Source organism: Kribbella sp. NPDC059898 (assembly GCF_042730855.1).
GTDB lineage: Bacteria > Actinomycetota > Actinomycetes > Propionibacteriales > Kribbellaceae > Kribbella.
Genome location: NZ_JBHWKR010000007.1, coordinates 322935 through 342118, shown reverse-complemented (window position 1 = coordinate 342118; position 19184 = coordinate 322935). Strand labels below are relative to the sequence as shown.

The 19184-nt window shown below is 69.8% G+C and carries 20 protein-coding genes; 8 read left to right on the top strand and 12 right to left on the bottom strand.

Annotated elements, in window-relative coordinates; genetic code table 11:
• Nucleotides 1-218: 218 nt before the first annotated feature.
• The 8 genes from mmuM to ACFV9C_RS23875 form a co-directional block, all read right to left on the bottom strand.
• Nucleotides 219-1121 carry a homocysteine S-methyltransferase gene (mmuM, locus tag ACFV9C_RS23910; protein ID WP_380196822.1) on the bottom strand — a complete coding sequence of 301 codons (903 nt, stop codon included), beginning with the start codon at nt 1119-1121 and terminating at the stop codon, nt 219-221.
• A complete protein-coding gene (locus ACFV9C_RS23905; protein WP_380196820.1) occupies nt 1105-2031 on the bottom strand; it encodes an FAD-dependent oxidoreductase in 927 nt (308 codons plus the stop codon). The genes mmuM and ACFV9C_RS23905 overlap by 17 nt, the downstream gene beginning before the upstream one ends.
• A 491-nt stretch (nt 2032-2522) precedes the next feature.
• On the bottom strand, nt 2523-3347 hold the full coding sequence (locus ACFV9C_RS23900) for a M55 family metallopeptidase (RefSeq protein WP_380196819.1): 825 nt from the start codon (nt 3345-3347) through the stop codon (nt 2523-2525).
• Nucleotides 3347-4660, bottom strand: a complete 1314-nt coding sequence (locus ACFV9C_RS23895) for an enolase C-terminal domain-like protein (RefSeq protein ID WP_380196817.1) — start codon at nt 4658-4660, stop codon at nt 3347-3349. Before ACFV9C_RS23895 ends, ACFV9C_RS23900 begins: the two co-directional genes overlap by 1 nt.
• Nucleotides 4657-5571 carry a 5-dehydro-4-deoxyglucarate dehydratase gene (gene kdgD, locus ACFV9C_RS23890; RefSeq protein ID WP_380196815.1) on the bottom strand — a complete coding sequence of 305 codons (915 nt, stop codon included), beginning with the start codon at nt 5569-5571 and terminating at the stop codon, nt 4657-4659. The genes ACFV9C_RS23895 and kdgD overlap by 4 nt, the downstream gene beginning before the upstream one ends.
• Nucleotides 5572-5623: 52 nt before the next feature.
• Entirely contained in the window at nt 5624-6502 is an 879-nt protein-coding gene (locus ACFV9C_RS23885; protein WP_380196813.1) for a LysR substrate-binding domain-containing protein, read from the bottom strand.
• Nucleotides 6502-7170 (bottom strand): FadR/GntR family transcriptional regulator, encoded by a 669-nt coding sequence (locus tag ACFV9C_RS23880; protein WP_380196811.1) that lies wholly within the window; start codon nt 7168-7170, stop codon nt 6502-6504. Before ACFV9C_RS23880 ends, ACFV9C_RS23885 begins: the two co-directional genes overlap by 1 nt.
• The gene (locus ACFV9C_RS23875; RefSeq protein WP_380196809.1) at nt 7167-7940 is read right to left on the bottom strand and encodes an enolase C-terminal domain-like protein; all 774 of its coding nucleotides are present in this window, start codon (nt 7938-7940) and stop codon (nt 7167-7169) included. Before ACFV9C_RS23875 ends, ACFV9C_RS23880 begins: the two co-directional genes overlap by 4 nt.
• Before the next feature lie 105 nt (nt 7941-8045).
• Between ACFV9C_RS23875 and glsA the strand changes: the two genes are divergently transcribed.
• Complete coding sequence (glsA, locus tag ACFV9C_RS23870; protein ID WP_380196807.1) at nt 8046-9440, top strand: glutaminase A; 1395 nt, start codon at nt 8046-8048, stop codon at nt 9438-9440.
• Between the two features lie 299 nt (nt 9441-9739).
• Here the strand turns inward: glsA and glmS are convergent, their stop codons facing one another.
• The 3 genes from glmS to nucS all read right to left on the bottom strand — a co-directional run bounded on the left by glmS (nt 9740) and on the right by nucS (nt 12616).
• The gene (gene glmS / locus ACFV9C_RS23865; RefSeq protein WP_380196806.1) at nt 9740-11560 is read right to left on the bottom strand and encodes a glutamine--fructose-6-phosphate transaminase (isomerizing); all 1821 of its coding nucleotides are present in this window, start codon (nt 11558-11560) and stop codon (nt 9740-9742) included.
• A gap of 33 nt (nt 11561-11593) precedes the next feature.
• Nucleotides 11594-11875, bottom strand: a complete 282-nt coding sequence (locus ACFV9C_RS23860) for a hypothetical protein (protein WP_380196963.1) — start codon at nt 11873-11875, stop codon at nt 11594-11596.
• Nucleotides 11876-11956: 81 nt separating this feature from the next.
• The gene (gene nucS / locus ACFV9C_RS23855) at nt 11957-12616 is read right to left on the bottom strand and encodes an endonuclease NucS (RefSeq protein WP_380196804.1); all 660 of its coding nucleotides are present in this window, start codon (nt 12614-12616) and stop codon (nt 11957-11959) included.
• 49 nt (nt 12617-12665) lie between these two features.
• On the opposite strand from nucS, the gene ACFV9C_RS23850 reads away from it, so the two are divergent.
• The 6 genes from ACFV9C_RS23850 to ACFV9C_RS23825 all read left to right on the top strand — a co-directional run bounded on the left by ACFV9C_RS23850 (nt 12666) and on the right by ACFV9C_RS23825 (nt 17530).
• Nucleotides 12666-12989 (top strand): hypothetical protein, encoded by a 324-nt coding sequence (locus ACFV9C_RS23850; RefSeq protein ID WP_380196802.1) that lies wholly within the window; start codon nt 12666-12668, stop codon nt 12987-12989.
• Nucleotides 12986-13867, top strand: a complete 882-nt coding sequence (locus ACFV9C_RS23845; RefSeq protein ID WP_380196800.1) for a class I SAM-dependent methyltransferase — start codon at nt 12986-12988, stop codon at nt 13865-13867. The genes ACFV9C_RS23850 and ACFV9C_RS23845 overlap by 4 nt, the downstream gene beginning before the upstream one ends.
• On the top strand, nt 13867-14307 hold the full coding sequence (locus ACFV9C_RS23840) for an NUDIX domain-containing protein (RefSeq protein WP_380196961.1): 441 nt from the start codon (nt 13867-13869) through the stop codon (nt 14305-14307). Before ACFV9C_RS23845 ends, ACFV9C_RS23840 begins: the two co-directional genes overlap by 1 nt.
• A 75-nt stretch (nt 14308-14382) precedes the next feature.
• On the top strand, nt 14383-16161 hold the full coding sequence (locus tag ACFV9C_RS23835; protein WP_380196798.1) for a 3-hydroxyacyl-CoA dehydrogenase family protein: 1779 nt from the start codon (nt 14383-14385) through the stop codon (nt 16159-16161).
• Nucleotides 16162-16187: 26 nt separating this feature from the next.
• Entirely contained in the window at nt 16188-16493 is a 306-nt protein-coding gene (locus tag ACFV9C_RS23830) for a hypothetical protein (protein ID WP_380196797.1), read from the top strand.
• Nucleotides 16490-17530, top strand: a complete 1041-nt coding sequence (locus ACFV9C_RS23825) for a zeta toxin family protein (protein ID WP_380196795.1) — start codon at nt 16490-16492, stop codon at nt 17528-17530. The genes ACFV9C_RS23830 and ACFV9C_RS23825 overlap by 4 nt, the downstream gene beginning before the upstream one ends.
• A 20-nt stretch (nt 17531-17550) precedes the next feature.
• On the opposite strand, the gene ACFV9C_RS23820 is transcribed toward ACFV9C_RS23825, so the two are convergent.
• Nucleotides 17551-18333: a phytanoyl-CoA dioxygenase family protein gene (locus ACFV9C_RS23820; RefSeq protein WP_380196794.1), complete on the bottom strand. Its 783-nt coding sequence runs from the start codon at nt 18331-18333 to the stop codon at nt 17551-17553.
• Nucleotides 18334-18383: 50 nt separating this feature from the next.
• Here ACFV9C_RS23820 and ACFV9C_RS23815 point away from each other — a divergent pair, with 50 nt between their 5' ends.
• Nucleotides 18384-19181, top strand: coding sequence for a helix-turn-helix domain-containing protein (locus ACFV9C_RS23815; protein ID WP_380196792.1), 798 nt, complete (start codon nt 18384-18386; stop codon nt 19179-19181).
• Nucleotides 19182-19184 lie beyond the last annotated feature (3 nt).

The window sequence follows — 19184 nt, the reverse complement described above, 5'->3', positions numbered from 1 at the left end:
GCAGTCCCACACGGCAGTCGTCACCGTCACCGTCACCGTCAGCGCGCAGCCGGGGTGCGCCGACCCGGCCGTGGCAGCTTTTCGGAACTTATTCGTCGCTGGGCGCCGAAAATGTTCCGCAAAGCCCGCACCGCTGTTCCTGCCCTCGTCTCCGGCGCAGCCTCCGAACCAACCACCTGTGGACAACGAGAACCGGCAACCGGCGAATCCGGATATCCTCAAGCAGGAAGGACCGGGGGGCGCGAATGGGCCGTGGCGTCGGCAAGCAGCCGGATGTCCTCCGGCCCGACCCGGCAGCAACCGCCGACGTACGCCGCCCCCGCCTCGACCCAGCCGCGCGCGAACTCTGCGGGCCCGCGTCCGTCGCCCACCCAGGCGCGGGCGACAGCGTTCCACGCCTCGCCGCGGTTGGGATACGCGATGGCGGGCTTGCCGGTGACGGCGACCGCGGTTCGTACGGCGGGCAGGACGTCCTCGGGTGCGCAGCAGTTGACCCCGACGGCAATCACCTGGTCGACGGCGCCGGGGATGGCGAAGGCATCGGCCAGTGGCTGGCCGGCGCGGGTGTGCGAGCCTTCGATCGAGTAGGAGAACCACGCGGGGAGATCGAGCTCGGCCAGGAGTTCGACGATGACTTCGGCTTCGTCGGCGTCGGGGATGGTCTCGACCGCCAGGAGGTCGGGACCGGCGGACGCGAGGAGTTCGAGGCGCGGGGCGTGGAAGTCGTGCAGTACCCGGCGGCTGACGCCGTACCTCCCGCGGTACTCCGAGCCGTCCGCGAGCATCGCGCCGTACGGGCCGACGGAGGCGGCGACCAGACGGCCGGGGAACGTGTCGCGGACTTCGCGGGCGAGGTGGACGCTGCTGGTGATGAGGCGTTCGGCCTCGGCGCGGTCGACGCCGGCCCGCTCGAAGCCGACGACGCTGGCCTGGTAGCTCGCCGTGGTCGCGACCATCGCACCAGCCCGGTAGTACGCGCGATGGACGGCGGCGATCTCCGACGGGGCGTCCCGGAGCAGCCGGGCGGACCACAGGGCGTCGGACAGGTCGTGGCCGCGGTCCTCCAGGGCGTTCGACAGGCCGCCGTCGAGGATGACCAGGGGGTCAGATGCCGCGGACAAGTTCCAGGACCTCGTCGGCGCAGCCCCAGGAGAGGGTCACGCCGGATCCGCCGTGGCCGTAGCAGTGGATGACGGGCTCGCCGGTGTGGGTGCGGACGAGTTCGCAGCGGATCGCGGGCCGGGCGGGGCGGAGGCCGACGCGTTGCCGGATGATCTTCGCGTTGCGGAGCTGCGGGACGAGCTCGGACGCCCGGTCGAGGATGTCCTTGGTGGTTTGCGGGTCGACGGCGAGGTTCCAGTCGCCGGGTTGGCTGGTGCCGCCGACCACCACGTCGTTCCGGCGCGGGACGACGTACGTCAGCTCGTCCTGCGAACGGTCCGCCAGCAACCACTCGGTCAGCCCGCACGGCTCGACCGTCAGCACCTGCCCGCGGACCGGCGTCACGGTCGGGTCGCTCGCGGTCAGCCGCCCGCCGAGGCCGGTGCAGTTCACCACCAGATCGGCGCCGGTTGGCAACGCGGACAGCGCCGCGCGGGTCAGCGTCCCGCCCGCCGCCTCGAGGCGCTTCACCAGCGCCGGGAGGTACGTCGGCATGTCGATCACCGGCACCGTGAACGCCCACCCGTCCGCGAATCCGCTCGGCGGCGACGCGACCCGGGTGAGGTCCGGCAGTACGTCGGCCCACGGCGGATCCGGCGTCGGCCGCACCAGGAACTCCCGCCCGTGCTTCAGCTCCACCGCCGGCTCGCTGTCCGCGAGCTTGCTGAACTCCTCGTACGTCGCCCGCGACCACCCGGCCACCCGATCCGCCGGCGCCGACAGGTACGGGTACCAGATCGCGGCCGCGACCGACGAGGTCGTCTCCAACGGCAGATCCCGGGCGAACACGGCCACGTCGTACCCACCCTCGGCGAGCCGAATGGCACAGCTCAACCCGATCACGCCCGCACCCACCACGATCACGCGCATCAACAGATTGTCACCCGTCCCCGAAGATCACGCCACCCACACTGGACCGCTCGACCGCCGCCTCCCGCCGACCGCGGCCGGCGCCCACGGCGCTCGCCCGGAACTGCGCGACTCATCAACCCAGGCGATCGGCCCGCTGACCGTCGCGGCTGAGCGTGCCATCGCTTCGGCCGCGGCGGCTGCTGAGTGGCTGAGGTCCGCTCACGGCGGATCCCCAGGCCATCACAATCGCCGGATCCGGGACAGCCCACGGCGGCGCGGCCGCCGATGCGCCGCATTGTGATGGCGTGGCGATCCGGGACAACCGGTCAGTGGAGGTTGACGGCGAGGGAGTAGACACCCGGGCCGGCGTGGTCCCGACGTTGTCGACCAGCGCGACCGCGCGGTGCGGCGAGGTCAGGTTGAGCGCCGACAGCCCGCGACCGGCTGCCCGCCGTACGTCGTCTTGTCGAGCGCGTCACCTCGCTCGAACATCTGGGGGCGACCAGAACCTACTCGCTGACGCCGCGGCTGAGAAACACCGTTGCGATGAACGTCCGGTAGAGCTCCAGCGGATCGTCGTTGCGGATGGCAACGACTTTGTCTTCGCGCCGTTCCACCCCGCGGAGCGCGCACGCCAGCTCGGCGAACGCCCGTCCATGGAAGCGCACCGTCAGCTCGGCAGGCACTGTGATGCTCGGCGGACGGATGTCGCTCAGTCGGGCGAGTGCGCGTCGCGCCCCGTCGTGGATCAGCTCTCGCGCGCGCTCCGGGTGCACGGACAGTGCGGCGTTGTGCGAGACCGAGTCCTTCACCACGACCGACTCGATGTCCGGGCAGAACGGCTGTGCCTCGTCGATCGTGGTTCGGTCGCCGGAGATCAGTACGACGGGAACCTGGTGCGCGAGCGCCACCAGCGCGTTGATCCCCGCCTCACCCGTGATCGCCCCGTTCAGCCGCACCTCGGCGATCGCCCGCGGGTTGTACGTGTGGTGCAGCACGGACCCGGTCGACCCAGCAGAACCGTGGTACGACACGAAGAAGATCGCGTCGAACGAGGAGTCCAGCCCCTGCATCATGTACAGCGGCTTGTGCTTGCCCGACAGGTAACTCGCCCGCCCGTGCAGCTCGTCCGGCCGGAGGTTCTGCATCGTCGAGTGCGAGTCGTTCACCAGGAACTCGGTCCCGCCCGCGGCCCGCGCGCCGTCGATCGCGGCGTTCACCTCGGCCTGCAGTTGGCCGCGGTAGTACTCGTACTCCGTGGCAGGCCCGCGCGCCTGGCTCCAGTCGACGACGCCCGCCGTACCTTCCATGTCCGATGACAAGAAGACCTTCATCACCGCACCATACAAGGCCGCTTCGGGTCGAACTCCCAGTCCTCGATCAGGTACTGCATCGCGATCGCGTCGTTCCGCGCCCCGAGGCCGTGCTCCAAGTACAGCTCGTGCGCCGCGGCCAGCGCGTCCCGGTCGAGCTCGATGCCGAGTCCGGGTGTGGTCGGTACGGCGATCTCGCCATCGGCGATCTGCAACGGCTGCTTGGTCAGCGCCTGGCCGTCCTGCCAGATCCAGTGCGTGTCGAGCGCGGTAATCTCACCGGGTGCCGCCGCGCCGACGTGGGTGAACATCGCCAGCGAGATGTCGAAGTGGTTGTTGGAGTGTGAGCCCCAGGTCAGCCCGAAGTCGTTGCACAGCTGGGCGACCCGCACCGACCCGGCCATCGTCCAGAAGTGCGGATCGGCGAGCGGGATGTCGATCGCGTCGGTACGAATCGCGTGCGCGAGCTCGCGCCAGTCGGTGGCGATCATGTTGGTCGCCGTACGGAGTCCGGTACGCCGCCTGAACTCCGCCATCGTCTCGCGCCCGGAGAACCTGTCCTCCGCCCCGCACGGATCCTCGACGTACGCGAGGACGCCGTCGAGCCCCGAACACACCGCGACCGCCTCCCGCAACAACCACGCCCCGTTCGGATCCACCGTGATCCGTGCGTCCGGGAACCGCGCGTGCAACGCCTGTACCGCGTCGATCTCCACGTGCGGGTCGAACACGCCGCCCTTCAACTTGAAGTCTGCGAATCCGTACCGCTCCCGCGCCGCCACCGCCAGCTCCACCACCGCGTCCGCCGTCAGCACCGGCCGCCGCCGCACGCCCTCCCACCCGTCCCCACCGGTGACGTAGGGCAGATCCGTCCGCACCACATCTCCCACGTAGAACAAATAGCCCAGTACTGGGACCGCGGAGCGTTGCTGTCCTTCACCGAGCAATTCGGCGACCGGTACGTCGAGATGCTGACCCAGGAGGTCGAGGAGCGCCGACTCCAACCCGGTGACCGCATGCACCGTCGTCCGGAGGTCGAATGTCTGCACCCCGCGTCCACCGCTGTCGAGGCCCTCGAATGTTGTGGAGATGGTGCGCAGCAAACCCCGTTGCAGGGCGATGGGCTGGCCAACAAAGCGATCGGCCGCGGCGCGGATCGTGGTGGCGATCTTCTCGCCGCCGGGGACTTCGCCCAGGCCGACGTTGCCCGAGCTGTCGGTCACGATCACGACATTGCGCGTGAAGAACGGGCCGTGCGCGCCGCTCAGGTTCAGCAGCATGCTGTCGTGCCCGGCAACCGGCACGACCTCCACGGACACGACAGTCGGAGTCATTTCACCTTCTCGATCAGTGCCGTCAGCAACGAGACCTCGTCTGCGGTGAGGTCCTGCAGCGGCGGTCGCACCGGCCCCGCGTTGCGACCGATCGCGTTCACCCCGGCCTTCACGATCGACACGGCGTACCCCTTGGTCCGGTCGCGGATGTCGAGGTACGGCAGCACGAACTCCCGCAGCTTCCGGTACACCGCCTCCCGGTCCTGCGCCAGTACGTCGGCGTAGAACCCGAGCGCGAACTCCGGCACGAAGTTGAAGATCGCCGACGAGTACGTGCTGTACCCGAGCTGCAGCAGCGGCAGCGCGAACGTCTCCGCGGTCGGCAGTCCGCCGACGTACGTGAGCCGCTCGCCGACCAGCGCGTACGTCCGGGTCATCTGCTCGACGTTCCCGACGCCGTCCTTCAGGCAGACCAGGTTCGGGTTCCGGTCCGCGAGCTCGGCGACCGTCACGTCGGTGAGGATCGCGTTCGCCCGGCTGTAGACCGTCACCCCGAGTCCGGTACTGCGGCACACCGCCGACACGTGCTCGATCAAACCACGCTGCCCGGCTTCCGTCAGGTACGGCGGGAACAGCAGGATCCCGTCCGCGCCCGCCGCCTCGGCCGCCCGCGCGCCCTCGATCGCCGCCGCGGTCCCGCCGGTCGCCGGCGCGATCACCGGAACCCGCCCGCCGATCTCCGACACAGCGGTCCGTACGACGGTGTCGATCTCGGCCGGCGTCAGCGAGAACCCCTCACCCGTGCCGCCCGCCGCGAACAGTCCCGCGACGTCGTACTGGCTCAACCAGGCCAGATGTTCGCGGTACGCCGCCTCGTGGAAGCTGAGGTCGTCGTGGAAGGCGGTGACGGGAAACGAAAGCAGCCCCGTCTTTAGCTGGGCCGCCAGCTCGGCGGGGGAGTAGTGGGTCACGAAGGTCAGCGTAGGAACGCCGATAGATACCTGTCCAAGATCGTTTTTGGATCTAGTGATGCTCTGAGAGCATCGTAAGGACGCGCCGCAGCACCGGGCTGGTCGCGTCCCGCCGCCAGATCGCGTGCAGCTCGACGAGATCGCCAGGACCGTCCAGGTCGCAGTACGTCACGCCTTCGACGCCGAGGTTGCGCGCGGACGCCGGGACCAGCGCGACGCCGCGCCCGGCCGCGACCAGCAGGATCACGGTGAGGATCTGCTGCACCCGCTGCTCGATCCGCGGCTGCGAGTCGGCGAGGAACCGCACGGTCAACTCGTGGAAGTACCGGGCCTGGGTCGGCGAGTAGCTGATCACCTGCTCGCCGGCGAAGTCCGCGGCGGTCAGCGGCCGGCCGAGCGAGCCGAGCCGATGGTTGCCGGGGACAACGGCACACAACGGCTCCCTGAACACGATCCGGGTGTCCAGTACGTCGAGGTCGAACGGCGGCCGGCCGAGCCCGAGGTCCAGCTCGCCGCGCAGCAACCCGTCGACCTGCGCCGGGGTGACCTGCTCGTGCAGGATCACGTCGACGTCAGGTAGTTCCTCGGACAGCTTGCGGAGCAACGGCCCGAGCGTACGGATCGCCGACGTCGCGGTGAATCCGAGCCGCAGCGTCCCGGCCGCGCCGCGATCCACCCGGCGGGCCAGGTCGCCGGCGGTCTCCACCAGCGCGAGGAGTCGCCGCGCCTCGACCAGGAACGCCTGCCCGGCCTCGGTCAGTTCGACCCTCCGGTGGTCGCGTTCGAGCAGCCGCGCGCCGACCGCGCGCTCGAGTTTCTGCACCTGCCGGCTGAGCGGCGGCTGCGTCATGCGCAGTCGCTCGGCGGCCCGCCCGAAGTGCAATTCCTCGGCGACCGCGACGAATGCGCTCAACTGCTCCAGCGTGAACATCAGCGCAGCCGGGCCCGGGTGTTCGCCAGGTGCACCCGTGCCGCCGCCCGGGCCGCCTCGGGATCGGACCGCGCGATCGCGGCGTGGATGTTCTCGTGCTCGTGCACCACCCGGGTCAGGTGCTCCGGGTCGGACATCTCGTACGCCGGGTCCAGCCGGGTCCGCGGCAGCATGATCATCATCGGACCGAGGTCCGTGACCAGGTCGCCGTAGAAACGGTTGCCGGACGCAACGGCAACCTTCAGGTGGAACGCGAAGTCGGCGTCGACCGACCGTCCCGGATCGTCGCCCACCCGGCGGAAGTCGTCCAGCGCGCGCTCGATCCCTTTCAACTGATGGGTGGTACGGCGTACCGCGGCCAGCGCGGCCGCCTCGGTCTCGACGCCGATCCGGAAGTCCATCAGCTCGAGTACGTCGCGGTGCGAGCGGACCGCGCGCAGTCCCGGCGTACGCTCCGGCACCTCGAGGACGAACGAGCCGCGGCCCTGGAACGTCTCCACCAGCCCGGCCGCCTGCAGCCGGGACACCGCCTCACGGACGACCGTCCGGCTCACCCCGAACTCCTCGACCAGGCTGTTCTCACCCGGCAGCTTCGCGCCGGGCGCGATCTCGCCGTCGAGGATCCGCTGCTTCAGGTCCTCGACGATCTGGACGGCGAGGCCGCTCACGTGAACTCGCAGCTGTCGACCGTCCAGCGCGCGCACTGCTCGCTGGTGGTGAAGCCGAGGCCGGGGCGGTCCGGGACCAGCATCCGCCCGTCGACCGTCTCCAGACGCTCGTTGAACAAGGGATTCAGCCACTCGAAGTGCTCCACCCACGGCTCCCGCGGGTACGCCGCCGCGAGGTGCAGGTGGATCTCCATCGCGAAGTGCGGCGCGAGCTGCAGACCGTTGTGGTCGGCAAGCGTCGCCAGCTTCAGGAACGGCGTGATGCCGCCGATGCCGTCGGCGAGCGACTTGGAGGCGTTCTCCAGCACCTCGTCGATCGGCGCGTGCAGGAACCCGCCGGAGGTGTTGTACGCGCGGACCGAGTCCCGGTGCGCACCGAGGAGCTTGGCCAGCGGGAGACCGGCGCGCTTCGCCTTCAGGTCCCAGAGCGCGATGTCGATCGCGGCGATCGCCTGCGTCGCGACCCCGGACCGGCCGACGGACGCGCCGGCCCAGAGCAGCTTGTCGTACACCTTGCCGATGTCCGACGGGTCCTCGCCGATCAGGTTGCCCGCGATCTCCTTCGCGTGCGCGTACTGCGCCGGACCGCCGGCGCGCTTGGAGTAGCTGAAGCCGATCCCGTGCTGGTCCTGGTCGGTGGCGATCTCCGCGAACAGGAACACCACCTCGGTCATCGGCCGCTGCCGGCCGGTCAGTACCTTCGCGTCGCTGATCGCCTGCCGCAGCGGCAACACGACCGACGACAACCGCACCTGCCGGATCCGGTCCATGGCAGGTGATCGTACAAGTAGTCAGCTTGTCCAACAAGATGCTGGTTGACGTGGCCGTAACGCCAGGTGACCGAAGCGGAAATATGAGGCAGACAGGCTGCGGCCATGGACGTATCTCCGCCGCAACTGTTCAGAGCGTTCGAGGCGATCGACAAGGACGACGACGGGCGGATCTGGGCGTGGGAGCTGCTCAGTGCGCTCGGCCGCGCCGGGATCCAGCCCGGTGACCGGCGGGTACGCGCGGCGCTGACCGGCGTACCGGATCCGATCGGGGTGGACAGCCAGCCGGTACAGCTGGATCTGCGGCAGTTCGCCGCGGTCGCGCAGTACGGCGACGGGCTCGTGTACCGGGCGCTGAACGACGAGCTGGCGGTGCCGGTGGAGGAGTTCCGGGAGCTGGCGCGGGGCGTCGACGAGATCTACGCCGACGTACTGCCGAACCGGGACGGGGCGAACGCGGACTACATCCCGACGTTGCGGGACGCGGATCCGGAGCGGTTCGGGATCGCGATCTGTACCGCGGACGGGCAGACGTACTCGGTCGGGGATGCGGGGGTCGGGTTCAGTGTGCAGTCGACATCCAAGCCGTTCAGCTATGCGATGGCGCTCGAGCAGTTGGGGTCGACCGAGGTGCATCGGTGGGTCGGGCAGGAGCAGAGCGGCGGGACGTTCAACGACTACCGGCTGTCGCTGGGGGACGGGCGGCGGCCGCACAACCCGATGATCAACGCGGGAGCGATGGCGACGCTCGCGTTGGTTGACCACGGCAAGGAGACGAGCGACCGGTTCCGGACCGTGCACGGGACGTGGGCGCGGATGATGGGCGAGGCGCCGGGGTTCGACCAGGAGACGTACCTGGCGGAGAAAGCGACCGGGGACGGGAACCGTGGGCTGGCGAGTCTGATGAAGGCCGCGGACATGCTGAAGGCCTCGGGTGAGGACGGGGCGGCGCGGACTGCCGACTTCTACTTCCAGGTGTGCTCGCTGGAGGTTGACGCGCAACGGCTCGCGGCTGCCGGTGCGACGCTGGCGAACGGCGGCGTGGCGCCGTATTCGGGGGAGCGGGTGTTCTCGCAGGAGACCGCCGGGCGGGTGCTGTCGGTGATGGGGCACAGCGGGATGTACAACGACTCCGGGAAGTTCTCCGACCAGGTCGGGCTGCCCGCGAAGAGCGGCGTCTCCGGGAACGTGCTGATGGTCGTCCCGTCGAAGCGGCTCGCCGTCGTGACGTTCTCGCCACGGCTGGACGCGGCCGGCAACTCGGTCCGCGGCGTCGAGGTCTGCAAACGCCTGGTCGCCAACTTCAACCTCCACCCCTACCAGGCCCTCGGCCCGGACCGCACCCTCAACCGCGCCGACCGCCGAGCCGAAGCCGCCAGCGCCGCCGACCACGCCCTCAGCGGCATGACCCGCCCCGGCACCACGATCACCTCCACCACCCCAACCCACCCCACAACCACCACCACCCGCCGCGCCCCCACCCCAGGCCAACAGCTCTAAAGGCACCCCACGCCAGGCGTGCGCTCACGCCGAGCGCGGGTGCACTCGCCGGACAACGGGCGCCGGGTGGGTGCCTGCGCCGAGCGCGGGTGGACACGCCGGACAACGGGCGCCGGGTAGGTGCCTGCGTCGGGCGGTGGGTGCTTGTGCGGAGGTAGCAGGAGCTGGGTGGGTGCCGCCGGCTGACACCAGGTGCTGGGTTGGTGCTGCCGGCTGACACCAGGTCTGGCTCGGCTCCATTACCAACGCAGCCCCGCCGCGCGAAGCGCGGTGGGGCTGCTGGTGTTTGGAGGTCGGGACTACTCGACCGTGACCGACTTTGCCAGGTTGCGGGGCTTGTCTACGTCGTGGCCTAGGGCTACGGCCGCGTAGTACGCGATGATCTGGAGCGGGATTGTCAGCAGGATCGGGTCGAGTTCGGGCTCGTTCTTGGGGACCACGATCTTCGCCTCGACGCCGTCGGGGATGTCGACGCCGGGGTGCGTGACGACGTACAGCGGGCCCGAACGGGCGCCGATCTCGTGCAGGGCGCCGATGTTGCGGTCGACCAGCTCGTCGTCGGGGACGATCGCGACGCTCGGCACGTCCGGGGAGATCAGCGCGAGCGGGCCGTGCTTCAGCTCCGACGTCTGGTACGCCTCGGCATGCCGGTACGAGATCTCCTTCAGCTTCTGCGCACCCTCACGCGCCACCGGGTACCCGCGCGTACGCCCGACGAAGAACAGCGACTCGTGCTGCGCCAGCCGACCCGCGATCTTCGCCAGCTCCTCCTCCTGCGCGACGATCGCGGCGATGTCCGCGGGCAGCTTCTTCAGGCCCTCGATCAGCCGCCGCCCGTCGGCGGGGGACACATCGCGGATCCGGCCGAGGTGGATCCCGAGCATCGCGAACCCGACCGCCATGTTGGTCAGCGCCTTCGTCGACGCGACCGAGACCTCCGGCCCGGCGTGCAGGTACACACCGCCGTCGACCTCCCGCGCGATGCTCGACCCGACCGCGTTCACCAGCCCGATGACGCGCCCGCCCTTGCGCTTCAGCTCCTGGACGGCGACCAGCGTGTCGAGCGTCTCGCCCGACTGCGACACCGCGACGTACAGCGTGTCCCGCTCGACGACCGGGTTCCGGTACCGGAACTCCGAGGCCGGCTCGGCGTCGGCGGGGATCCGCGCGACCTCCTCGATGAACTGCGCGCCCATCTGGCCCGCGTAGTACGCCGACCCGCAGCCGAGGATCTTGACCCGCTTGATCTCCCGCGCCTCGCGGGCGTCCATGTTCAGGCCGCCGAGGTGCACGGTGTGGAACCGCTCGTCCAGCCGGCCCCGGGTGACCCGGCCGACCGCGTCCGGCTGCTCGTGGATCTCCTTCATCATGAAGTGCTCGTGCAGGCCACGCTCGAACTCCTCGGCCTCCCACTCCACGGTCTTCGCGGTCTTGGTGGTCGGCGACGCGTCCTGGGTGAAGGTCCGGTACCCGTCGGCGCGGACGGTGGCCAGTTCGCCGTCGTCCAAGTAGACGACCTGGCGGGTGTAGCGGATCAGCGCGGCCGCGTCGGAGGCGATGTGCATCTCGCCGTCGCCGATGCCGAGGATCAGCGGGCTGCCGTTGCGGGCGACCACGATCCGGTCCGGGAAGTCCAGGTCGACGACCGCGATGCCGTACGTGCCCTCGATCCGGTGTAGCGCGGCCAGCACCTTCTCCTCGAGGGTGGCGCCGTCGGACTGCTCGATCAGGTGCGCGAGCACCTCGGTGTCGGTCTCCGAGCGGAGCTTGACGCCGGCGTCCTCGAGCTGGGTGCGGATCGCCGCGGCGTTGTCGAAGATGCCGTTGTGCACGACCGCGATCCGCTCGTTGCCGCTGGCGTGCGGGTGTGCGTTGTCCTTGCTCGGGCCGCCGTGCGTCGCCCAGCGGGTGTGGCCGATGCCGAGCTTGCCGCCGAACCGCTTCGGCAGCGACGCCTCCAGCTCACGGACCCGGCCGGCGTCCTTGTGCACCTTCAGCTCGCTGGAGCCGAGCACGGCGATGCCCGCCGAGTCGTAGCCGCGGTACTCCAAGCGGGCCAGTCCGTCCACCAGGATGGGCGCGGCCGGCTTCGTGCCGACGTACCCGACGATTCCGCACATGTAGTGGGTGCCTTTCGAAAGGGTTTGGACCGGTCAGCCGTAGACGATCCGTCGCAGCTGCCGGGCAGAGAGATCGGGCGAGCGGACCGGCCAGTGCCGGAGCTCGGTGCCGAGCCGGGCGAAGATCTCGTCGTTGCGGGCACCGTAGGTCTGCAGCTCACGGTGCCGGCGGCGGACGTACTCCTCGGTCGTCTCGGTGAAATAGGCCAGTACGTCGGCGACCACGCGTCGCGCGACCTCGGCCGGCAACCCGGTCGTCCGGCTGACCTGATCGGCCAGCTCGTCGACCGGCTCCACGGCCGCCGCCTCACTGATCACTCGACCACCATGCAGTGTTTCCGGGGCCATGGCAAAGCTTCTGCCCGAAATCGGGCAAATTTCCTGCTTTGTCAGTAGTTAGAAGAGCCGAAGTACGTCGGACTCCATGCCGCGGAGCGCGTCGTAGTCGACCGTCACGCACTCCAGCCCGCGATCCGTCGCCAGGAACTGCGCCTGCGGCTTGATCAGCTGGGCCGCGAAGATGCCGCGCACCGGGGCGAGGAGCGGGTCGCGGTTGAGGAGCTCGACGTACCGGGTGAGCTGCTCGACACCGTCGATCTCGCCGCGGCGCTTGATCTCGACCGCGACGTGCTTGCCGTCGGCGTCCCTGAGCAGCAGGTCGACCGGGCCGATCGCGGTCGGGTACTCCCGCCGTACCAGCGTCCAGCCGTCGCCGAACGTCTGCACGTGCTCGGCGAGCAGCTCCTGCAGGTGCGCCTCGACGCCGTCCTTGATCAGCCCCGGGTCCTGCCCGAGCTCGTACGCGGTGTCGCTGTGCACCTCCTCGAGCGTGATCCGGAGCTCTTCACCAGCCTTGTTGGTGACACTCCAGACGTTCTCCTCCTCGACCAGCTTGCACGGCGGCGACATCCAGTTCAGCGGTTTGTACGACCCGCCGTCGGCGTGGATCAGCACCGATCCGTCCGCCTTCACCATCAGCAACCGCGGCGCCATCGGCAGATGAGCCGTCAGCCGCCCCGAGTAGTCCACAGAACACGTAGCAATCACCAAGCGCACGAGAAAGCACCGTAGTGCACGCGGGCCCAGGAGTGGGAAGGTGGTGAGCATGATGCCGAAGGTGAGCGACGAGGCGGTGGCGGCATACGACGCGGTCGCGGACGGGCTCGAGGCGGCCGGGGTGGTGCGCGGGAGCATGTTCGGGATGCCGTGTCTGAAGATCGGCAAGAAGGTGGTCGCGGGGATGTTCGGCGACGCGATGACCTTCAAGCTGCCGCCGGAGCTGCGGGAACGGGCGCTGGCGCTCGAAGGAGTGGAACAGTTCGATCCGGGTATGGGGAGGCCGATGAAGGAGTGGGTGAAGATCCCGCTCGACCGGTCCGCCGTCTGGGCGGAGTACGCCGCCGAGGCCCTGGAGTACGTCGCCCGATGAACCTGATGTGTCCCGCGCGGATCCTGCTGCTGCCCGCCGACGGCCAGGACCCGGAGGTCGCCGAGCGGGTCGCCCAGGTGTACGCCGGCCCCTTCGAGGCGGCGGCCGGCTCCCGGCTGGCGGAGCACCTCGGCGTCCGGTTGACCGTCGTACCCGAGCTTACTCAGCACCCAGACGCCGAACTGCAGGCCATCGCCGACCTGCACCGCGGCGAGGCCGTCGTCGTCCTCGGGCTGGACCTCGGCCTGAAGCTTCCCGCGGTCGTCGAGCACACCGGCGACGGCTGGACCCGGATCGCCTCCGACAACGAGCTCACGCTGGCCGCGTACGAGCAGGCCCCGGACAAGTTCCGCGACACGATCCCGAAGGACCCGAACAACGCGCTGATCGACCTGCTCGCGGCCCGGATCGCCCCGGGCGGACGGGTGCTCGAACTCGGCAGCGGCACCGGCCGCGATGCGATCGAGCTCGAGCGTCGCGGATTCGCGGTACGCCGTACCGACGCGACCCGGGCGTTCGTCGAGATGATGCGCGCCGACGGGCACGCCGCCGACGAGCTGAACGCGCTCACCGACGAGTACGGCGGCCCGTACGACGCGGTCTACGCGAGCGCGGTGTTCCTGCACTTCGACCGGGCCGAGCTGACCGCCGTACTGCGGAAGTCGGCCCGCTGCGCGCCCGTCCTGGCGTTCGCGACCCGGGAGGGCAAGGGGGAGGAGTGGTCGAGCCGGCACCTGGACCTGCCGCGCCACTTCGTGCTCTGGCAGGAGGCCCCGCTGCGCGACCTGCTGACGGCGTCCGGATGGACGGTCGAGCAGCTCGAACGGACGGAGTCCAAGATCGGCACCTGGTTCCAGGTCCTGGCGGGGCGCGCGTGATGCGGGCGGGCGTCGTACTGCTCACGGCCGACGGGCTCGCGGCGATCGAGCGGGTCCGCGGCGGGTCGACGTACCACGTGCTTCCCGGTGGGCAGGTGGAGGACGGCGAGAGTGCGGCGGAGGCGGCGCGGCGGGAGGTGTACGAGGAGCTCGGGCTGCTGGTGAAGATCCGTGACGCGGTCGCCGTCGTGCACTTCGGGGACAGCACGCAGCGCTACTTCACCGCGGACGTGATCGGCGGCGAGTTCGGTACCGGCGACGGGCCGGAGTTCCAGCCTGGCGTGGGCGGCTACCGACCTGTGTGGCTGCCGTTGACCGAGCTGACCACGCGGGACCTCCGGCCGCGGCCGATCGCGGCGGCGCTGCAGGGCGCGCCCGACGTGTGGTGGCTGCTCGACGGCTGGTCCCTCACACCGGTCGTGATCGACGAGCCCGTGTGAGGTTGACCTCCCCGGTGACCGATCTCATGGGCGGAGCTGTGCAGGATTTGGACCCGGACTGGCATAGTGCACAGCATGGCTCGGGAATTGACGACAGTGGGTGTGGTGGGTCTCGGCACGATGGGCGCCGGGATTGCCGAGGTGTTCGCGCGCCACGGGTTGACCGTGGTCGGCGTGGAGCGGGACGAGGACGCCGCCGAGCGCGGCCGCGGGCACATCCAGCACTCCACCGACCGGGCCGTGAAGCGCGGCAAGCTGTCGGTCGAGGACCAGCAGGCGCTGTTCGACCGGGTCACGTTCGCGACCACGATGGAGGCGCTGGCGGACTGCGACCTGGTGATCGAGGCGGTCGTCGAGCGGCTCGAGCTGAAGCGCGAGATCTTCGCCGCGCTGGACAAGATCGTCCGCGAGGACGCGATCCTCGCCACCAACACGTCGTCGTTGTCGGTCACCGAGATCTCGGTCGCCACGCAGCGGCCGCGGCGCGTGGTCGGCATGCACTTCTTCAACCCGGCGCCGGTGCAGGAGTTCGTCGAGGTGATCAAGACCGTCGTCACCGAGCCGGATGTGGTGGACGACGTACAGGCGCTGGCCCGGCGGCTGGACAAGGTCCCGGTGGTGGCGGCCGACCGGGCCGGGTTCATCGCGAACGCGCTGCTGTTCGGGTACCTGAACCACGCGGTGTCGATGGTGGAGTCCCGGTACGCGACCCGTGAGGACGTGGACGCGGCGATGCGGCTCGGCTGCGGGTACCCGATGGGTCCGCTGGCGCTGCTCGACTTGATCGGGCTGGACACGGCGTACGAGATCCTCGACACGATGTACAAGCAGGGCCGGAACCGGCTGCACGCGCCGGCGCCGATTCTCAAGCAGATGGTCACCGCCGGGCTGCTCGGCCGGAAGACCGGGCGCGGTTTCTACACCTACGAGGCGGCCGACTCGCCGGTCGTGGTCGACGACGAGAACACCCCGGCGCCCGCCGGGGACGACATCGCCGTACGGGCCGTCCAGCAGGTCGGCGTCGTCGGCTCCGGGACGATGGCCGTCGGCATTGTCGAGGTGCTCGCGAAGGCCGGGTACGACGTGCTGTACGTCGCCCGCGGCACCGAGAAGGTGGACCGCGTCCGCGCGGTGCTGGAACGCTCGCTGGAGAAGGGCGTCCAGCGCGGCAAGCTGTCCTCGGAGGAGCGGGACGCCGCGCTGCGCCGGGTGACCGGTACGGCGAAGCTCGACGACCTCGCGTCCGTGGACCTTATGATCGAGGCCGTGGTCGAGGAGCTGAGCGTCAAGCAGGCGCTGTTCGAGTCGTTCGACGAGATCTGCAAGCCGGGCGCGATCCTGGCCACCACGACCTCGTCGCTGCCGGTCATCGACCTGGCGATGGCGACCAGGCGCCCGTCCGACGTGGTCGGCCTGCACTTCTTCAACCCCGCACCGGTGATGCAGCTGGTCGAGGTGGTCAGCACGGTCAGCACCTCCGCCGAGGTCGCCGACACGGTCGCCGGCGTAGCCGTTGCCGCCGGCAAACACCCGGTCCGCTGCGGCGACCGCGCCGGCTTCATCGTCAACGCCCTGCTGTTCCCGTACCTGAACGACGCCGTCCGGATGCTCGAGGCCCACTACGCCGGCGTCGACGACATCGACGCCGCGATGAAACTGGGCTGCCGCCTTCCGATGGGCCCGTTCGCCCTCCTGGACGTGGTCGGCCTGGACGTCTCCCTCGCCATCCAACGCACCCTCTACCTCGAATTCCGTGAACCCGGCTTCGCCCCGGCCCCCCTCCTCGAACACCTGGTGACAGCGGGCTACCTCGGCCGCAAGACCGGCCGAGGTTTCCGCGACTACAGCAGCTGATCCACCCCACGGGCTACCCTGCGAACATGCCCGACGAGCGCAAACAACACATCACCGAAGCCCTCGGCGGCAATCTCATCCCGCCGATGACCCACGAGGAACGCAAGGAACGTGAGCGCGTCTTCAACATGATCCAAGGCGTGGCGACGCGGTACAACTCGCTCGTCAACCTGGAGACCGACGAGGAGCGCCGAGCCGACCTGATCGCACAACGCGCGCACTACGACGAAGAGTTCCGCCGCCAGAACTCGATGTCGGCGGCGGAACGGCAGGAAGTCCTTCGCACCTACCCGGAGATCCTGGCACAGCTGCGGGCACAGCTCGGCGAATGAACGATCTGACGCTGTCACGGGCGGAAGCCGACGCGGTCACGGCGCGACGTCTCGAGGAGATCACCCCGGCAGCGGCGCCCTCGAGAGCACCAGGAGTGCGCCCGCTGGCGGTGCTCATCGGTGCTCAGCCCGGTGCCGGCAAGTCGACCACCCAGCGGGCCGTACGCCGAGCGCTCGGCGACGACACCACGGCTTCGTACGACTTCGACGACAACGCGGCGGCGCATCCGCGGTACTCCAAGATCCTGAGCAAAGGACGCATCGACGCGCATCGCGACGTCCACGAAAGCCTGCCGCCGGAGCTGCACAGACGCTGTCTCGACCATCTGACCAAAGGCGAGACACAGTACGACGTGGTCGCCAGCGCGCCGCTGTCCTGGGAACAGGGTGCGAAGCCATGGGTCGACGGATTCGCCGACGAGGGCTACCGGGTCGCCGTGGTCTACGTCGCCACCAACGATGCGAACAGCCTGCTGAGCGTGGCGGACCGCTACCAGCAGTCCGTGGACGACCACGGCATCGGGCGGTGGGTGGAGCCGCGGTTGCATGATCAGGCTTATCGGGGGGCGCCGGATGCGGCGCATGCGCTCGAGGCGCAGGCGTACGTCGATGAGATCTACGTCGTCGACCGGGACGGCAATGTGCTGTACGAGAACCACCGGCTGCCCGACGGGACGATGGAGCGCGAACCCGGTGCGCGGCAGGCGATGCTCGACGAGCGCGATCGTCCGCCGACACCCGCGGAGATGGACCAGTTCCGGCAGACCGCACGCGGGTTGCTGCGGCACGACCCGGAGGTCGCGGATCCGGTCCGTGACGTGGTCAGCGACGCGATGATGCGCCAGGCCGCCCGCGCCACTCCCGCGGACCACGGCCGCAGCCCGGCCCCGGAGTCCCGCATCGACGCCCGCATAGCCATCGCCCACCGGGTAGCCTCCAGCGGCCTCGCCCCACCCCACGGCATCACCGCCCCGCCCCCGACGACCAGCGCGCGCCCCACCTCCCACCCCCGCCCGGACCACACCCGCGACCGCTGACCCGTGCGGCTCGGTAGGAGCTACGGTTCCATTTCCGCGTAGTCGCCGCAGGGGCCGCCGCCGAGGGCTTCGGGGAGGACTGTTTCCCGGTGGTCGGGGCGGATCAGGGGGTTGTAGAAGGAGGCGATCTCGACGCTGTCCTCGGGGATGTAGTGGAAGATGAGGGCGCGGCGGAAGCGGTCCGCGGTGGTGTTGGGGCGGGAGCCGTGGACGACGCTGCCGTGGAAGAAGAGGACGTCGCCGGCGGTCATCTTGGTCTGGACCTTGGAGAGGCCTTCGGGTACGGCGACCTGGGCGTTGCTGAAGGACTCGGAGAGGTCGGCCGGTTCGGGGCAGAGCAGGTCGGTGCGGTGGGAGCCGGGGACGACCTGAAGGCCGCCGTTCGCGGAGTCGACGTCGTCGATGGCGATCCAGGCCGCCAGGCAGGTCTCGGGGTCGGCGCGCAGGAACGTGTTGTCCTGGTGCAGAGCCTGGCCGCGGGCGCCCGGAGGCTTGAAGTAGAACATCGACTGGGCGCCGAGCGGCGGGCCGATCAGGGCCTGGACGACATCGAGGATCCGGCTGTCGAGCATCAGGTCGAGCGCGATCGCGCCGGCCTCGGTGTCGGTCCGCCGGTGCGGGTGCACGAACCGCGGGTACTTCTTCAGCGGGTCGTCGTCGGGGACCCCGTCGTCGTGGGCGAGGGAGAGGTCGGCCTCGACCTGCTCCATGTAGACCTTCCGGATCCGCTCGACCTCGGCGGGCTCGAGCAGCTGCGGGACCTGGACAATGCCGTCCCGCTGGTATACCTCGGCGACTGTCATGCCTCCAGGATCAGGCCCCAAAAGCCCGGCGGACGATAGCCTATCGAGCTGTGAACCTTCGATATCCTGCTGAGTCACCGCATCCGACGGTCCGTCGGCTGGTGGTCGGTGAGTTCGACGAAGGGCCTGAGTACGCGACGTACCGGCGCCGCGGGACGACCGACTGGCTACTGGTGCAGACCCTCACCGGACAGGGACGATTCGGTCAGGTCGCCGCCACGCCGGGCACCGTCACACTGGTCAGACCAGGCACCGAACACGACTACGCGACGGTCGGCGACCGCTGGCACTTCCTGTACTCGCACATGCACCCGAAGCCCGACTGGCTGCCGCTCCTCGACTGGCCGGAGGTTGCCCCCGGCATCGTCCAGCTGCACCCGGCCCAGCCCAGCTTCGAGCGGATCGCCGACCACCTGAGGGACGCCGTACGGCATCAGCACAGCGTCCTTCCGCAGGCCGAGCAGCTCAGCGCGAACTCGCTCGAGGCCGCGCTGCTCTGGTGCGACACCCAGAACCCGAAGGCGGTCCAGATCGACGACCGCCTGCTGCGCGCGATCGAGCTGATCGACCAGGACCTGACCGCGAACCTCGACGTACCGCGGCTGGCCCGCGCGGTGAATCTGTCGACCTCCCGCTTCGCGCACCTGTTCCGCGCGCAGCTCGGTGTCACCCCGCAACAGTTCGTCGAGCACCGCCGCCTGGACGCCGCCGCCCGCCTCCTCGAACTCACCAGCCGCACCGTCGCCTCGGTCGCCGCCCAGGTCGGGTACGCCGACCCGCTCTACTTCGCGACCCGCTTCCGACTGCATACCGGATCAAGTCCCACCGGGTACCGCAAGAGGTCTTAGAGT

Coding starts and splice junctions, on each gene's coding strand:
- ACFV9C_RS23905 (WP_380196820.1), bottom strand. CDS start 2,031: ATGCGCGTGATCGTGGTGGGTGCGGGCGTGATCGGGTTGAGCTGTGCC.
- ACFV9C_RS23825 (WP_380196795.1), top strand. CDS start 16,490: ATGAACGATCTGACGCTGTCACGGGCGGAAGCCGACGCGGTCACGGCG.
- ACFV9C_RS23875 (WP_380196809.1), bottom strand. CDS start 7,940: ATGGACCGGATCCGGCAGGTGCGGTTGTCGTCGGTCGTGTTGCCGCTG.
- ACFV9C_RS23830 (WP_380196797.1), top strand. CDS start 16,188: ATGCCCGACGAGCGCAAACAACACATCACCGAAGCCCTCGGCGGCAAT.
- ACFV9C_RS23820 (WP_380196794.1), bottom strand. CDS start 18,333: ATGACAGTCGCCGAGGTATACCAGCGGGACGGCATTGTCCAGGTCCCG.
- ACFV9C_RS23895 (WP_380196817.1), bottom strand. CDS start 4,660: ATGACTCCGACTGTCGTGTCCGTGGAGGTCGTGCCGGTTGCCGGGCAC.
- ACFV9C_RS23835 (WP_380196798.1), top strand. CDS start 14,383: ATGGCTCGGGAATTGACGACAGTGGGTGTGGTGGGTCTCGGCACGATG.
- ACFV9C_RS23845 (WP_380196800.1), top strand. CDS start 12,986: ATGAACCTGATGTGTCCCGCGCGGATCCTGCTGCTGCCCGCCGACGGC.
- ACFV9C_RS23850 (WP_380196802.1), top strand. CDS start 12,666: ATGATGCCGAAGGTGAGCGACGAGGCGGTGGCGGCATACGACGCGGTC.
- ACFV9C_RS23840 (WP_380196961.1), top strand. CDS start 13,867: ATGCGGGCGGGCGTCGTACTGCTCACGGCCGACGGGCTCGCGGCGATC.
- glmS (WP_380196806.1), bottom strand. CDS start 11,560: ATGTGCGGAATCGTCGGGTACGTCGGCACGAAGCCGGCCGCGCCCATC.
- glsA (WP_380196807.1), top strand. CDS start 8,046: ATGGACGTATCTCCGCCGCAACTGTTCAGAGCGTTCGAGGCGATCGAC.
- ACFV9C_RS23900 (WP_380196819.1), bottom strand. CDS start 3,347: ATGAAGGTCTTCTTGTCATCGGACATGGAAGGTACGGCGGGCGTCGTC.
- ACFV9C_RS23885 (WP_380196813.1), bottom strand. CDS start 6,502: ATGTTCACGCTGGAGCAGTTGAGCGCATTCGTCGCGGTCGCCGAGGAA.